The 14,161-nt window shown below is 71.8% G+C and carries 14 protein-coding genes; 5 read left to right on the top strand and 9 right to left on the bottom strand.

The window, feature by feature from the left end; all coding sequences use genetic code 11:
* Window positions 1–9 precede the first annotated feature (9 nt).
* The 5 genes from OG490_RS31950 to OG490_RS31930 form a co-directional block, all read right to left on the bottom strand.
* Window positions 10–381 carry a cupin domain-containing protein gene (locus OG490_RS31950; RefSeq protein WP_330299741.1) on the bottom strand — a complete coding sequence of 124 codons (372 nt, stop codon included), beginning with the start codon at window positions 379–381 and terminating at the stop codon, window positions 10–12.
* An 89-nt stretch (window positions 382–470) separates the two neighbouring features.
* Complete coding sequence (locus OG490_RS31945; protein ID WP_330299740.1) at window positions 471–1,211, bottom strand: hypothetical protein; 741 nt, start codon at window positions 1,209–1,211, stop codon at window positions 471–473.
* A 133-nt stretch (window positions 1,212–1,344) separates the two neighbouring features.
* Entirely contained in the window at window positions 1,345–2,091 is a 747-nt protein-coding gene (locus OG490_RS31940) for a succinate dehydrogenase/fumarate reductase iron-sulfur subunit (protein WP_330299739.1), read from the bottom strand.
* The gene (locus OG490_RS31935; protein WP_330301146.1) at window positions 2,088–4,040 is read right to left on the bottom strand and encodes a fumarate reductase/succinate dehydrogenase flavoprotein subunit; all 1,953 of its coding nucleotides are present in this window, start codon (window positions 4,038–4,040) and stop codon (window positions 2,088–2,090) included. The genes OG490_RS31940 and OG490_RS31935 overlap by 4 nt, the downstream gene beginning before the upstream one ends.
* An 80-nt stretch (window positions 4,041–4,120) precedes the next feature.
* The gene (locus OG490_RS31930) at window positions 4,121–4,825 is read right to left on the bottom strand and encodes a succinate dehydrogenase (RefSeq protein ID WP_330299738.1); all 705 of its coding nucleotides are present in this window, start codon (window positions 4,823–4,825) and stop codon (window positions 4,121–4,123) included.
* A gap of 95 nt (window positions 4,826–4,920) precedes the next feature.
* Between OG490_RS31930 and OG490_RS31925 the strand changes: the two genes are divergently transcribed.
* Window positions 4,921–5,799, top strand: coding sequence for a LysR family transcriptional regulator (locus tag OG490_RS31925; protein WP_330299737.1), 879 nt, complete (start codon window positions 4,921–4,923; stop codon window positions 5,797–5,799).
* Window positions 5,800–5,835: 36 nt separating this feature from the next.
* Here the strand turns inward: OG490_RS31925 and OG490_RS31920 are convergent, their stop codons facing one another.
* Window positions 5,836–6,489, bottom strand: coding sequence for a TetR family transcriptional regulator (locus OG490_RS31920; protein ID WP_330299736.1), 654 nt, complete (start codon window positions 6,487–6,489; stop codon window positions 5,836–5,838).
* A gap of 158 nt (window positions 6,490–6,647) precedes the next feature.
* Between OG490_RS31920 and OG490_RS31915 the strand changes: the two genes are divergently transcribed.
* Window positions 6,648–7,742 carry an FAD-dependent monooxygenase gene (locus OG490_RS31915; protein WP_330299735.1) on the top strand — a complete coding sequence of 365 codons (1,095 nt, stop codon included), beginning with the start codon at window positions 6,648–6,650 and terminating at the stop codon, window positions 7,740–7,742.
* Between the two features lie 25 nt (window positions 7,743–7,767).
* Here OG490_RS31915 and OG490_RS31910 read toward each other — a convergent pair whose 3' ends face one another.
* Window positions 7,768–9,951, bottom strand: coding sequence for a putative bifunctional diguanylate cyclase/phosphodiesterase (locus OG490_RS31910; protein ID WP_330299734.1), 2,184 nt, complete (start codon window positions 9,949–9,951; stop codon window positions 7,768–7,770).
* Window positions 9,948–10,796: an SAM-dependent methyltransferase gene (locus OG490_RS31905; protein ID WP_330299733.1), complete on the bottom strand. Its 849-nt coding sequence runs from the start codon at window positions 10,794–10,796 to the stop codon at window positions 9,948–9,950. The genes OG490_RS31910 and OG490_RS31905 overlap by 4 nt, the downstream gene beginning before the upstream one ends.
* Before the next feature lie 315 nt (window positions 10,797–11,111).
* Here OG490_RS31905 and OG490_RS31900 point away from each other — a divergent pair, with 315 nt between their 5' ends.
* The 3 genes from OG490_RS31900 (at window position 11,112) to OG490_RS31890 (ending at window position 13,472) form a co-directional block, all read left to right on the top strand.
* The gene (locus tag OG490_RS31900; protein WP_330299732.1) at window positions 11,112–11,834 is read left to right on the top strand and encodes a hypothetical protein; all 723 of its coding nucleotides are present in this window, start codon (window positions 11,112–11,114) and stop codon (window positions 11,832–11,834) included.
* A gap of 39 nt (window positions 11,835–11,873) precedes the next feature.
* The gene (locus tag OG490_RS31895; RefSeq protein ID WP_330299731.1) at window positions 11,874–12,644 is read left to right on the top strand and encodes a bestrophin-like domain; all 771 of its coding nucleotides are present in this window, start codon (window positions 11,874–11,876) and stop codon (window positions 12,642–12,644) included.
* Window positions 12,645–12,851: 207 nt separating this feature from the next.
* Window positions 12,852–13,472 carry a hypothetical protein gene (locus OG490_RS31890; RefSeq protein ID WP_330299730.1) on the top strand — a complete coding sequence of 207 codons (621 nt, stop codon included), beginning with the start codon at window positions 12,852–12,854 and terminating at the stop codon, window positions 13,470–13,472.
* 103 nt (window positions 13,473–13,575) lie between these two features.
* Here OG490_RS31890 and OG490_RS31885 read toward each other — a convergent pair whose 3' ends face one another.
* Entirely contained in the window at window positions 13,576–14,091 is a 516-nt protein-coding gene (locus tag OG490_RS31885; protein WP_330299729.1) for a hypothetical protein, read from the bottom strand.
* Window positions 14,092–14,161 lie beyond the last annotated feature (70 nt).

The following is a 14,161-nucleotide window of genomic DNA, read 5'->3' as shown; positions in this document are numbered from 1 at the left end:
CCTCGCCCCCTAGGAGCCGGCCGCCTTGGCGAAGTCCCCGTAGCCCTGCCAGTCGAGGACCACGCACGGCTCGTCTCCGAGCACCCAGGCGTCGTGGCCGGGGTCGATCTGGATGAAGTCCCCGGACCCCGCCTCGACGCTGTCGCCGTCGTCCATGACGATCTTCATGCGGCCGCTGACCACGTAGCCGACGTGGGCGGCCTCGCAACTGTCGGTTCCCGCTATCGGCTTGATGTGCTGCGACCACTGCCATCCGGGCTCGAACACGGCGCGCCCCACCGGTCCGTGGCTGGTGTTGAGCAGATCGAGCCTGCCCTTGCCGTCTTCGAACTGGCGCGTTTCGTCCGCGGAATCGAAGCCGCGGTGCACGATTCCAGACATGATCGTCTACCTCCCGGCGCACGACTGCCCCGAGTCCACTTCTCAGCGTACGCCCGTACCCCGCGGTACCCGGCCTTACCCGGCAGTACCTACGCGTCGCCGGAGAGCAGGCGCTGCGGCAGCTCCCGGAAGCTCCAGACGCCCTGTCTGCGCGTGAACGTCCACACCAGGTCGTAGCGGTCGGGCCAGGCGGCGGGCAGTCCGATCAGCCCCTGCGCTCCGAGGCCCCGGATCAGCCGGGGCATGCCGGTGTGCTCCCAGCAGACGAGTACGGGCATCCGGGCCGCGAGCACCGCGCGGGCCAGGGCCGGCTCGGCTCCGACGGCGAACTCGGTGCGCACGCTCGTGTGGAGCGAGGTGGCCAGCGCCTCCACGGTCTGGCGGCACCGCGCGGGTGCTCCCGCCTTGCCGCCGGCCGCGAAGACGGCCTCGGGCCGGGGCAGGGCCGCGCCGCGGGTGGGTCCGAAGAGGGTGGGCAGTTCCTGGGCCCGGCGCCATCCTCGGACGGCGAGGAATCCGGGGTCCTCGTTGCCCTCGTCGTCCTCGCCGGTGTCCCCCGCGTACGGCTTCTCCGCGTGCCGGATGACCATGACCAGGGCGTCCTTGGCGGCCTCGGGTCCGGGCCGCGGGGTACGCGGCCGCTCCTCCCCGGCGCAGCCGGCCACCACCAGCGGGGCGAGGGCGGCGGCCAGTACGGTGCGGCGGCGCGGGCCGGACCCGGCGGGGGCCGGGCCGGACCGGGCTGGACCGGGTCGGACCGGACCGGATCGGGACGTGCCCGCCCGGCCCGCGGCGTCCGGTTCCACTTCTCGCACACGACCCAGGGGCATGGGGCCACTGTCGCCCATGCCCGGGAGGCCGGGCGGTCACGGCACGGCGGGCACCGCGCCGGTCATCCGATCGGCGGACGATCGACGGACGACCGGCACCGTGAGGGCGCGGCTCATCCCGGCATTGAACGGCTCAGCGCGGGCCCTTGCGGACCGCCCGCAGCCACTCCTTGTTCATGGCCGCGATGGAGGGCAGCGGTATCCCCTTGGGGCAGGCCGTCGCGCACTCCCCGGTCAGCGTGCAGCCGCCGAACCCCTCCGCGTCCATCGTGGCCACCATGTCCAGTACCCGGGTCTCGCGTTCCGGGGAGCCCTGCGGGAGCACGTTCAGGTGGTTGATCTTGGCGGAGGTGAAGAGCATCGCGGAGCCGTTGGGGCAGGCCGCCACGCACGCCCCGCAGCCGATGCACTCGGCGTGCTCGAAGGCGTAGTCGGCGTCCGGCTTGGGGACTGCCGTGGCGTGCGCCTCGGGGGCGGCGCCGGTCGGGGCGGTGATGTAGCCGCCGGACTGGATGATCCGGTCGAAGGCCCCCCGGTCGACGACGAGGTCCTTGACCACCGGGAAGGCCGAGGCCCGCCAGGGTTCGACGTCGATGGTGTCGCCGTCGGCGAAGGCGCGCATGTGGAGCTGGCAGGTGGTGGTGCGCTCCGGCCCGTGGGCGTCTCCGTTGATGACGAGGCTGCACGCGCCGCAGATGCCCTCGCGGCAGTCGTGGTCGAAGGCGACCGGGTCCTCGCCGCGCAGGGTGAGGTCCTCGTTGAGGGTGTCGAGCATCTCCAGGAAGGACATGTCCTTCGAGATGCCGTCGACCTCGTACGAGGCCATCGCGCCGGTGGCGTCTGCGTTGCGCTGGCGCCAGACGCGCAGGGTGAGCTTCATGCGTAGCTCCGCTGGGTGGGGTGGACGTACTCGAAGACGAGGTCTTCCTTGTGCAGGACGGGGGCGACGCCGGTTCCGGTGTACTGCCAGGCGGCGGCGTACCCGAACTCCTCGTCGCGGCGGGCGGCTTCGCCGTCCGGGGTCTGGGACTCCTCACGGAAGTGTCCGCCGCAGGACTCGGCGCGGTGGAGGGCGTCGAGGCACATCAGCTCGGCGAGCTCGAGGTAGTCGATGATGCGGTTGGCCTTCTCCAGCGACTGGTTGAACTCCGCGCCGCTGCCGGGGACCTTGACGCGCCGCCAGAACTCCTCCCGGATCTCGGGGATCCGGGCGAGCGCCTTGCGCAGTCCCGCGTCGGTGCGGGCCATCCCGCAGTACTCCCACATCAGTTCACCGATCTCGCGGTGGAAGGAGTCGGGCGTGCGGTCGCCGTCCACGGCGAGCAGCTTCGCGAGGCAGTCGCGCGTTTCGCGGACGGCGGCCGCGGCCTCGGGGTGGGTGTCGTCCACGGCTTCCAGGTGCGGGTGGCGGGCCAGGTAGTCGTTGATGGTGGACGGGAGCACGAAGTAGCCGTCGCCGAGCCCCTGCATGAGCGCGGAGGCGCCGAGCCGGTTGGCCCCGTGGTCGGAGAAGTTGGCCTCGCCGATCGCGAACAGGCCGGGGACGGTGGTCTGCAGGTCGTAGTCGACCCACAGTCCGCCCATCGTGTAGTGGACGGCGGGGTAGATCCGCATGGGGACCTCGTACGGGTTCTCCGCGGTGATCCGCTCGTACATCTCGAAGAGGTTGCCGTACTTCTCCGCGACGCTGTCCTTGCCCATCCGGCGGATGGCGTCGGCGAAGTCGAGGTAGACGCCCTGCCCGCCGGGGCCCACGCCGCGCCCCTCGTCGCAGACGTTCTTGGCGGCCCGGGAGGCGATGTCGCGGGGGACGAGGTTCCCGAAGGAGGGGTAGATCCGCTCCAGGTAGTAGTCGCGCTCGGCCTCGGGGATGTCGGCGGCGGGGCGGTCGTCGCCCTTGGCCTTGGGGACCCAGATGCGGCCGTCGTTGCGCAGCGACTCGCTCATCAGGGTGAGCTTGGACTGGTGGTCGCCGGTGCGCGGGATGCAGGTGGGGTGGATCTGGGTGAAGCAGGGGTTGGCGAACCAGGCGCCGCGCCGGTGTGCCCGCCAGACGGCGGTCGCGTTGGAGTTCATGGCGTTGGTGGAGAGGTAGAAGACGTTGCCGTATCCGCCGCTCGCGAGCACCACGGCGTCCGCGTAGTACGTGTCGATCCTGCCGGTGACCAGGTCGCGGGCGACGATGCCGCGGGCCACGCCGTCGACGGTGATCAGGTCGAGCATCTCGGTGCGGGCGTGCATTTCGACGTTGCCTGCGGCGATCTGCCGCGAGAGCGCCTGGTAGGCGCCGAGCAGCAGTTGCTGTCCGGTCTGGCCGCGGGCGTAGAAGGTGCGCGAGACCTGGACTCCGCCGAAGGAGCGGGTGTCGAGGAGGCCGCCGTACTCGCGGGCGAAGGGGACGCCCTGGGCCACGCACTGGTCGATGATCTCGACGGAAATCTGCGCGAGGCGGTGGACGTTGGACTCGCGGGCCCGGAAGTCGCCGCCCTTGACGGTGTCGTAGAAGAGGCGGTGTACGGAGTCGCCGTCGTTGCGGTAGTTCTTGGCGGCGTTGATGCCGCCCTGCGCGGCGATGGAGTGGGCGCGGCGCGGCGAGTCGGAGAAACAGAACTGGACGACGTGGTAGCCCTGTTCGGCGAGGGTGGCGCCGGCCGCTCCGCCGGCCAGGCCGGTTCCGACGACGATCACGGTGTGCTTGCGCCGGTTGGCCGGGTTGACGAGCTTGGCCTCGAAGCGGCGGCGGTCCCAGCGCTCGGCGATGGGGCCCTCGGGGGCCTTGGCGTCGGCGATCGGCTCGCCGGTGGTGTAGTCGGCGTAGGAGGCGCTCATGCTCTCGTCATCGTTCGCGGCGGCGTTCTCGTCCGTGTCCGTGTTCGTGTTCGTGTTCGTGTTCGTGTTCGCGCTCATGGTCAGCTCACCACTCCGGTCATGACGGCGACGGGTACGGACACGAAGCCCGAGAAGAGGACGAGGGCGAGGGCATTGGCCAAGAACTTGAGCGTCCGCTCCCGTCGGGCGCTGCCCGCGCCCAGGGTCTGGGCGGCGCTCCAGAAGCCGTGGCGGACGTGCAGACCGAGGGCGGCCATCGCCACGATGTAGATGGTGTTGCCGTACCAGGTGGAGAAGGTGGCGAGGACGTTCTCGTACGGATGCCCCGCCCAGGCACGCTCGTTGACGGTGAGCGTGGTGAGGTCGAGCAGGTGCCAGACGATGAAGAGGGCGAGGATGATGCCGCCCCAGCGCATGGTGCGGGTGGCGTAGCTCGCGCGGCGGCGCTTGTGGACGTACTTCACCGGGCGCGCCTTGATGTCGCGGCGGCTGAGCTGGTAGGCGCAGACCGCGTGTGCGACGACGGCGGCGACGAGGGCGATGCGGACGATCCACAGGGCCCATTCGTGGTGGAGGAAGGGCGAGCCGAGGGTGCGCAGCCAGTGGGCGTAGCCGTTGAACTCGTCCGCCCCGAAGAAGATCTTGAGGTTGCCGAGCATGTGCACGACGAGGTAGCCGAGCATGATCAGGCCGGAGACGGCCATCACGGACTTCTTGCCGACGGATGAGTCCCAGAGCGTGCGCGTGGTGGACGGCCGTCGATCCGTCCGCGTTGCCAATGCCATGACATCGACCGTAGGGACCAAGGTCCCGAAAGGTCCAAGACATGGTGGAGCTCAAGTCCATAGGGAACACCTATGCAGGGCGCTATCCTGGGACGATGCAGTTCCAGCAGCTCGTCTACTTCGTCGCCGTCGCCGAGACCCGGCACTTCACGCGGGCGGCGGAGCGCGAACACGTGGCCCAGCCGTCCCTGTCGCAACAGATCAAGGCGCTCGAGCGGGAACTGGGCGCCGAGCTGTTCAGCCGGGCGCGCGGGAACATCGCGCTCACCGACGCCGGCGAGACCCTGCTGCCGCTGGCCCGGCGGATCCTCGCGGACGCGGACACCGCGCGGCTGGAGGTGCAGGAGCTGGTGCAGCTGCGGCGGGGCCGGGTCCGGCTGGGGGCCACCCCGAGCGTGTGCACCGGCCTGCTGCCCGACGTGCTGCGGGCCTTCCACACCGCCCATCCGGGGATCGAGCTGCTGATCGAGGAGAGCGGCTCGCTGGACCTCGTACGGGAACTCGCGCGCGGGTCCCTGGACCTCGCACTGATCGCCCTGCCGCTGCCGCCCTCCGCTCCGGCCCTGACCACGGTGGAACTGCTGACGGAGGACCTGGTGGTGGTCTCCTCGGCGGCCCTCCCGCCCCCGGCGGGCGGCGGCCCGCTCACGGTGTCCGCGCTGCGCGACGAGCCGATGGTGATGTTCCGGCACGGCTACGACCTGCGGGACCTGACGGTGGCGGCCTGCCGGGCGGCCGGGTTCGAGCCGGTGTTCACGGTGGAGGGCGGCGAGATGGACGCCGTACTGGGCTTCGTCCGCGCGGGACTGGGCATCGCGGTGGTCCCGGCGATGGTGGTGGACCACGCGGGCCCCGGACTGCGCACCACCGCCCTGGCGGGCTCCCCGCTGCGCCGCACGGTCGCCCTGGCCCACCGCACGGACGTGGCACCGCCGCGCGCGGCCCGCGAACTGAAGCGCATCCTGCTGGGCTGACCCCCGGGGGCCGCGGCGCCTTGCGGAGTCAGAGGCCTACGGGGCTGCGGGCGCGCGGGGCGCGAGCACCCTGTCGAGGCCGTCGGCCAGCATCGCGAAGGCACGCTCGGCTTCGGCCGCTGCGGCCGGGTGGGCCTCGTCCGCGCTCCGACCGGAGTCGAGGCGGCGCCAGTTCTCCCGGCCCAGCTCGTGACGGGTCGCCACCAGGTGCATGGCGGCCAGCCGGGCGGTCAGCGGGTCGGCCGCTTCGGCTTCGAGCACGGCGGCCAGCAGCTCCACCTCGCGGCCGGTGTAGTGGGCCAGACGGGATTCCAGGCTGGCGGTGGAGTAGAGCAGCCGCTGGAAGGCGAGCACGTCCGGGTGGTCGCAGAGCCCGGTGATGGGATCCCGCTCGGCGAGGGCCTCCAGGAACTGGGCGCGCACCGCCGCCACCGGGGTCTGACCGGCGGGCCGGTCGCGCACGATGCGGGCCGCCTCGTCCTGGTGGTCGGCGAACCGGTCCAGGAGCAGGTCTTCCTTGCTGGGGTAGTACCGGAACAGCGTGGGCTTGGAGACCTCGGCGGCCGCCGCGACGTCGGCCACGGAGACGGCATCGAAGCCCCGCTCCAGGAAGAGCTCCAGCGCCGTGGCCGCCAGCTGGCGGCGCGTACGGAGCTTCTTGCTCTCGCGCAGGCCCGTCACGTTTTCCATGGGCTCAGTCTCCGCGGGTTCGGTCGTCTCCATGGGTTCAGGATAACACGAACTAGTGACCGAGTAATTTTCGTAACCGGGTTGTGTTTTTGGTCGGGAGCCGCTTTCCTTGAGTCATCGACAACGGATCCAACGGATCGCCAACGAGAGGACCACCGATGACCGACGTACTGATCGCGGGCTCCGGCCCCACCGGACTGACGCTCGCCTGCGACCTGGCCCGCCGCGGCATCGGCGTACGGGTCATCGAGGAGCGGCCGGCGCCGCACCGCGAGTCCCGCGGCAAGGGGCTCACCCCGGGCAGCCTGGCGGCCTTCGCGGAACTGGGGGTGGCCGAGCGCCTGACACCCGTCGGGCAGCGGGAGACCGTGCTGCGCAAGTACTTCGACGGGGCGCACATCAGCGACACCGCCGTGGGCGACGGACTGCTCATCGGCCAGTGGCAGGTCGAGGGAGCCCTGCGCGAACGCCTCGCCGAGCTGGGCGTCCAGGTCGAGTACGGGGCCCGGCTCGCCGCGATCTCACAGGACACGGCCGGAGTCGACGCGAAGCTGGCGGACGGAAGCGTCATCCGGGCCCGCCATCTCGCGGGGTGCGACGGGGGCCGCAGCACCACCCGCGGACTGCTGGGGATCCCCTTCGAGGGGTACAGCGCCCCGGAGGAGTCGATGGTGATCGGGGACGTCCGGGCGCCGGGGCTGAGCCGGGACTTCTGGCACCAGTGGTTCTCCTCGGAGGGCGGCGGGATGCTCCTCTGCCCGATGCCGGGGACGGACACCTTCCAGCTCCAGTCCTCCCCCGAGCGGGACGAGCGGGGCGAGCTCCTGCCGCCGTCGGTGGAGAGCTTCCAGCGGCTCTTCGACCGCCATGCGCGGATGCCGGGGATCCGCCTCGCGGAGGCCGGCTGGCTCTCGGTCTGGCGGGTCAACGTCCGCATGGCCGCCCGGCTGCGCGAGGGCCGGGTCTTCCTCGCCGGAGACGCCGCGCACGTCCATCCGATAGCCGGCGGCCTGGGGATCAACACCGGGGTCGAGGACGCGGCAGCCCTCGCCCGGACGCTTGCCACCGCCCTCGGCGGGCCGGCCGGGACCGGCGCCCGCGTGACAGTCGACGTACCCGACGTACTCGACGCCTACGAGGCCGAGCGGCTGCCCGCCGCCGCCGCGGTGCTGGCGGACACCGCGGAGCGGCACGAGCGCGTCATGGCGGCCGTGCGCACCCCCGGCCGCGGGACGGAGGCGGGCCGGGGGTGAGTCGGAAGGTGAGCCAGGAGGTGAGTCAGAAGGCGCTCGGGACGGCGTCGGAGAGCGACAGGGTGTGGATGCGGTCCGGTGCGCCGGGGCGGGCGTAGTACCACCCCTGAGCCGTGTCGCAGCCCAGGGCGCGGAGCTGGGCGGCCTGAGCTCCGGTTTCCACGCCTTCGACGGTGACGGCGAGTTCGAGGCTGTGGGCCAGGGCGACGATGCCCTCCACGATCTTGACGTCGACCGGGTTGGCCGGGTGCTGCTGCATCCCCTTGGTGAAGGACCGGTCCAGTTTCAGGACGCTGACGGGCAGGCGGCGGAGGTTCGCCAGGTTCGAGTAGCCCGTGCCGAAGTCGTCGAGGGCGATGTCCACGCCCAGGGCGGCGAGGCGGCGCAGCGGTTCGAGGAGTTCGTCGTCGGCACCGATCAGGGCCGACTCGGTGACCTCCAGGCACAGCGTGCCCGGAGCCAGGCCCGAGGACTCCAGGACCCGGACCGTGTCGGCGACCAGGCCGGGGTGGTGCAGCTGGGTCGGGGACAGGTTGACGTTGATCCGCAGGGTGGCACCACCCTGCTGGTGCTGCCAGTTGCGGGCCTGGCGGACCGATTCCTCCAGGACCCAGCGGCCGAGCGGCACGATCAGCCCGGTCCGTTCGGCGAGCGGTATGAAGCGGTCCGGGCCCAGCACCCCGTGCTGCGGGTGGGACCAGCGGACCAGCGCCTCCGCACCGTGCACGCTGCCGTCGTGCATGTGCACCAGCGGCTGGTACTCGATGAAGAACTCGCCGCGCTCCAGCGCCGCCGGCAGGGCGTTGGTCAGGCCGTGGCGGGTGATGGCCCGCGCGTCGGCCGCGGCGTCGGCGAACTCGAAGCGGTTGCCGCCGGCCGCCTTGGCCCGGTACATGGTGATGTCGGCGCTGCGCAGCACCTCCGCCGGGGTGCGCTCGCGCGCCGGGCCCTCGACGATGCCGATGCTGCCCCGGACGGTCAGCTCCCGGCCCTCCAGCCGGATCGGGACCGAGAGGGCGGAGAGGATGTTGACCGCGAGTTCGGTGGCCTTCTCCTCGGTGTCGGGGCCGGTGGTCAGCGCGACGAACTCGTCGCCGCCGAGGCGTGCGACCACTTCACCGGGCCCGGTGGCGCAACTCTGCAGCCGGTCGGCGACCTCCACCAGCAGCCGGTCGCCGGCCGAGTGGCCGAGGCTGTCGTTGACCGCTTTGAAGCCGTCGAGATCGAGGTAGCACAGGCCGAAGCGGGCGCCGCCGGACCCGCTCAGGGCCTTCTCCAGGCGTTCGAAGAACAGCGTCCGGTTGGGCAGGCCGGTCAGGGCGTCGTGGGTGGCCTCGTAGCGCAGCCGCAGGTTCAGCAGCCGGCGTTCGGTGGTGTCCTCCATCAGGGCCAGCTGGTACTGCGGCACGCCCTCGGCATCGCGCAGCAGCGAGACCGTCAGGTTGGTCCACAGGACCGTCCCGTCGTGCCGGTAGTACGGCTTCTCCACGCGGTAGCTCTCGCGCTCGCCGCGCACGAGTTCCCCGTACATCCGCCAGACGTGCGGGGTGTCCTCGGGGTGGCTCCACTCGCTGACGTTGCGGCCCCGGACGTGCCCGTCCATGCCGCCGAACATCTGCAGCAGCGCGTCGTTGACCTCCAGGACGTTGCCCTCGAGGTCCGCGATGCCGATCCCGATGGCCGCGCCCTCGAAGACCGCCCGGAAGCGGGCTTCGCTCGCGTGCAGCGCCTGCTGGGCGTCGATGCGCGCGGTGAGCGCGGAACGGGCGATGGCCTCCTGCTCCTTGAGGGTGCGCTCGCGCAGCGCCCGGGCGAATCCGGCCGCGATGGCGTGCTGGAGGCGGGCGCACCGGGAGCGGTACTCCTCGACGCCCTCCGCACCCGGACCGTCCGGCCCGCAGTACAGCACCAGGTACGACTCGACCACGCCGAGGGTGCCGGCCAGCGCCTCCGGGTCGGTGCAGTGGACGGCGACGAGCTCCGTCCCGACCCGCTGGCCCGAGGAGGCGTCGAAGGGCCGGGCGTGCAGGGCCTCGACGAGCGTGCGGGTGAGCGGCAGGAGGTGCTGCTCGAACTCGGTGCGGGTGAGCGAGGTCGCCGTGACGGGGAAGATCGCCCGCCCCCAGATGGTGGCGAACCGGCCGATCCGGTCCTCCAGTCCGCCCTGCGGCGCGCTCGCGCCACCCGCCGTCTGTGCCGGCAGTCTCACGCCTTGCGTCCCACACCTGCGAAGCCCGAGAAGGCGAACGGGTCCTCGTCCGCGGCCCCGCCCTCCAGCCCCTCCAGCCCCTCGGGGGCGTCGGGCGCGTCGGGACGCCAGTTGGGCATGGCCACCAGACCGGGTTCCACGGGTTCGAAGCCGTCGAAGAAGCGCTCGACCTGTTCGCGGCCCCGCATGACCAGGGGGTTGCGGATGTCGCGGTAGACGCCCACGGCCCCGCCGGCGACCTCCTCCGGGAGCGGGATCCCCTCGTACGAGGCGTGCGTGAGGATCAGGAGGCTCCCGGGGGCCAGTGCGTCGCGCAGCTCGGCGACTGCGGCGTAGGGCTCGTCCGAGTCCTCCAGGAAGTGCAGGACGGCGACCAGCATCAGGGCCACCGGGCGGCTCAGGTCGAGCACCCGGCCGACCTCGGGGGCGGTCAGGATCTCCTGGGGCTTGCGCAGGTCGGCGGCGACGACCCCGGTCCGCTCGGTGCCGGCGAGGACGGCCTGGCTGTGGGCGACGGCCACCGGGTCGTGGTCGACGTAGACCACGCGCGCCTCGGGGCTGGCGGCCTGGGCGATCTCGTGGACATTGCCGAAGGTGGGGATGCCGGAGCCGATGTCGAGGAACTGGGTGACGCCCTGGGCCACGGCGTACCGGACGGCCCGGCGCATGAATGCCCGGTTCGCCTGCATGATCTTGGGCAGGCCCGGCAGGAATTCCATGGCGCGGCGGGCGGCCTGCCTGTCGACCTCGAAATTGTGGGAACCGCCCAGGTAGTAATCGTAGATACGGGACACGCTGGGCACCGATATGTCGATGCCTGGCGGGGCCCAGGCGGGGCGCTCCATCGGGGTCTCCAAGCCGTAGTCCTGCGGAGGTCCGGAGGGGTCGGACTCCTGTCCGAGCCGAATGTACTGATCATTGCCCAACGGAGCGAGCGAAAGCGGAAATTGGCGATCCGTTCTTCGTCACACGACAAAGACGCGCACGGGCCGACGCCCACCCATTGATCGAAACCGACAAATACCTTTTGAGAAAAGGTCGGTGACGGAGCGGACACACTCCGAAGCTGGCTTAAACCTCCATAGCCAACGGACCACCCGTTCAGGGGAACCAAAGCCAACCGTCGCGTGCGCGGGCGCGCGCGACCCCATGCTCCCCGGGTGAAAAGAGCCTCTTCCAGGCGCCTGCTGGCGGTCCCGGTCCTGCTGTGGGCCGCACTGTCGACCACACCGGCCATGGCCGATAGCAGTGCCTACGCGACGTACGACGCCGGTGACGGGGCGAGCGCCTTCAGCCTGGTCGCGTCCGCCGCCCACGGCGCGGCCGGGGGCGACCAAGGTGGCGGAGATCACGGAAATCGCGCCGATTCCGGCCACGGCAAGGACCACGGCAACAGCCACGGCAAGGACCACGGCAACGAGCACGACCCGGGCGGCCACCACGGCGGGGGCCATCACCACGACCCGCCCTGCCCGCCGCCCCCTCCGCCACCGCCGTGCCCGCCGAAGCCCACCCCGAAACCCACCCCCACCCCCACCCCCACCCCGACCCCGACCCCGAAACCGACCCCGCCGCCACCCGCACCCCCACCCAAGCCGGCGCCGACCCCGCCGCCTCCCCCACCGCCGCCACCCCCGGCGCCCGCACCGAAGCCCCCGGCCCCACCGCCCGCGAGGAAGGCGCCCGAGCCCAGGCCCGCGAAGCCGACCCCGCCACCGCCTCCCGTGGTAATACAGGCGGCCGCGCCCAAGAAGGCGGTCGCGCGCCCCGATTACCACGCGGCGGCCCGCAAGCCGATCGAACACCACATCTCGCCGGTGACCTTCACCTTGATGACCGCGGCCCCCGCGGTGCTCGCGATCATCGCGCTGCGCCCGCGCTAGCCACGAGGTTTCACCGCCCGACCGCAATTTGGAGTCATCTTGTCGGAATGGCTCGTCCTGTCCATCGCGATGGCGGCCGCCTGTGCCGTGGTCCTGTCCATCGCCTTCTTCAACCAGCGCCGCATCGGCGACGACGACGACCCCAGCGAGACCCCGGACGTCATCGAGTACATGACGATGATGATCGGGGTGATCTACGCGATCGTGCTGGGCCTGGCGATCGCCGGCGTCTGGGAGGGCCGGGGAGCCGCCCAGGAGTACGTGCGCCAGGAATCGCAGGCCCTGCACGAGATCAGCGTCCGCTCCGAGGTCTACCCGCCCGACGTGCGCAAGAAGATCCGTGCCGATGTGGACGCGTACGTGACCTACGTCGTGGACACCGAATGGAAGGAGATGGCCGAGAACGGCGCTCTCACCGATCAGAGCGGGCAGCTTCTGGAACGTATCCGCCGTGATGTGACGGACTACGAACCGCAGACCGACCACGAGGGCCAGGCCTACCAGCCGCTCGTGGACCAGGTCGCCGTGGTCGACGACGCGCGCAACGCGCGCGGCCAGAGCGCGGGGGCCACCATGCCGGGGGTGGTGTGGTTCGGGCTGATCGTCGGAGCCCTGGTGACGGTGGGGCTGATCTTCACCCTGCAGATCAGGCGCTCGTTCCGGGAGCTCCTGCTCGCGGGGCTGTTCAGCGCGCTGATCGCCTTCTTACTCTTCCTCATCTGGGACTTCGACGCCCCGTTCGGCCGGGGCGTCGCCGCCACCGCCGAGCCCTTCTTCGCCCAGTTCCCGCATCTGAACCTGCGCGACTGAGACCCCACCGGCACACCACGGTGTGAGCGCCCGGCAAACCGGGGGCGGGCCTCCCGTCCCCGGTTCGGCCTACCCCCATGCCCCATTCGCCCGTTCCTGATCGCGGGTCACCGCGCCCGGACCTAGCGTGGCGGACATCGAGGCGCACGACCCCCCACGTGCGGAAACCGTTCCGCGGCTGCTCCTCGGGGATCCGGAGAATCAACCATGGGCGCGATACGCACCTCCCCCTCATCCCTGTTGGGCGCCGCCGCCGCGGGCGCCGCCCTGATACTCGGCGGGGCCCTCGCCCCCACCGCGAGCGCGGCCGGGGCCGGGTCCGAAGCCGCGCCCATCACCTCGTTCGGCTTCGCCATCACCCCCTCGACGGTCGCCCCCGGCGGCCAGGTGGTGCTGTCCGTGACCGGCTGCAACGCCGCCTACGCCACCGCCTCCTCCGGGATCTTCGACACCGTGAGCATCGAGCGGGGCAAGACCGTACGCGTCACCGTCGACCGGGACGCCCGGCGCGGAGCCCAGTACTCCGTCTCCTTCACGTGCAACGGCGAGACCGGCTCGGCCGACCTCACGATCTCCGGTGGCGGCGCGAAACCCACCACCAGCTCCACCACCGGAACCCGCCCGGGCACCGGCACGCGTCCCGCTGCGAGCGCCGGCACGGGTACGGGCGCTTCGCGCCCCGCCGCCCAGGGCGTCCGGGGCGGCCTCGGCGGCAGCGTGGCCCGGATGAACCCCCTGGAACTCGCCGCCGGCGGGGGGCTGCTGCTCGGCGGCCTGGTCGGTCTCGGCTACGCCCTGCGCCGCCGTGACATCCGGCGGGTCCACTGAAGCCCGTCCGCCGCAAACCCGCCCCAACCGCCGGTCGCCCCGAGTCCTGGCCAGGACTCGGGGCGACCGGCGGTTGTCCGGGCTGACCGGGGAGGTCGGCCGGTCAGACCCGGCCACGGATCGGGCGGCGACGGCGCATCACGTGAGCACCGGCACCGAGGGCCGCGGAGCCGACGAGGCCCGCGCCGATGGCGGTCTCGGTGGCGGACGGGCCGAAGGAGCCGCCGATGCCGCCCTGGGCGCCGTTGCCCTCCAGGATGGTGAAGCGGTGGGTGGCGACCAGGCTGTTGTCGTGGCACTTGACCGACAGCGTGTGGTGGCCGGGCGAGGCGTGGTTGAAGATCCGGACGGTGGCGAACCCGACGGAGCCGGCCGACAGGTTCGTCTGCGGAAACTGGCCCTGGGAGAAGACGACGCCCCCGTGACCGCAGCCGGCCGCGCTGACCTGCATCACGGAGCCCTGGTGCACGGAGTACGGGTTGACCGTGACGTTGCTGGGCCCGCCGCTTCCGCCCGGCCCCGGCGGACCGCCCGCGGGGTTCGCGGAGGCGAACGGAATACTGAGCCCGATCGCGGCGCAGGCGGCCGCGGTCACGGTAAGGGCGCGGAAAGCACGCATGGTGGAACCTCCAGCGGGAAGCGCCCCCGAGCGGTGGCCCGGGAAGATCGACGAGAACGCCTCCCATCAC

The organism is Streptomyces sp. NBC_00503, assembly GCF_036346895.1.
Lineage (GTDB): Bacteria > Actinomycetota > Actinomycetes > Streptomycetales > Streptomycetaceae > Streptomyces.
Note: the sequence above shows the minus strand (reverse complement) of the source record. Positions and strands in the feature narration are given on the sequence as shown.

Coding starts and splice junctions, on each gene's coding strand:
- OG490_RS31950 (WP_330299741.1), bottom strand. CDS start 381: ATGTCTGGAATCGTGCACCGCGGCTTCGATTCCGCGGACGAAACGCGC.
- OG490_RS31945 (WP_330299740.1), bottom strand. CDS start 1,211: ATGCCCCTGGGTCGTGTGCGAGAAGTGGAACCGGACGCCGCGGGCCGG.
- OG490_RS31940 (WP_330299739.1), bottom strand. CDS start 2,091: ATGAAGCTCACCCTGCGCGTCTGGCGCCAGCGCAACGCAGACGCCACC.
- OG490_RS31935 (WP_330301146.1), bottom strand. CDS start 4,040: ATGAGCGCCTCCTACGCCGACTACACCACCGGCGAGCCGATCGCCGAC.
- OG490_RS31930 (WP_330299738.1), bottom strand. CDS start 4,825: ATGGCATTGGCAACGCGGACGGATCGACGGCCGTCCACCACGCGCACG.
- OG490_RS31925 (WP_330299737.1), top strand. CDS start 4,921: ATGCAGTTCCAGCAGCTCGTCTACTTCGTCGCCGTCGCCGAGACCCGG.
- OG490_RS31920 (WP_330299736.1), bottom strand. CDS start 6,489: ATGGAAAACGTGACGGGCCTGCGCGAGAGCAAGAAGCTCCGTACGCGC.
- OG490_RS31915 (WP_330299735.1), top strand. CDS start 6,648: ATGACCGACGTACTGATCGCGGGCTCCGGCCCCACCGGACTGACGCTC.
- OG490_RS31905 (WP_330299733.1), bottom strand. CDS start 10,796: ATGGAGCGCCCCGCCTGGGCCCCGCCAGGCATCGACATATCGGTGCCC.
- OG490_RS31890 (WP_330299730.1), top strand. CDS start 12,852: ATGGGCGCGATACGCACCTCCCCCTCATCCCTGTTGGGCGCCGCCGCC.
- OG490_RS31885 (WP_330299729.1), bottom strand. CDS start 14,091: ATGCGTGCTTTCCGCGCCCTTACCGTGACCGCGGCCGCCTGCGCCGCG.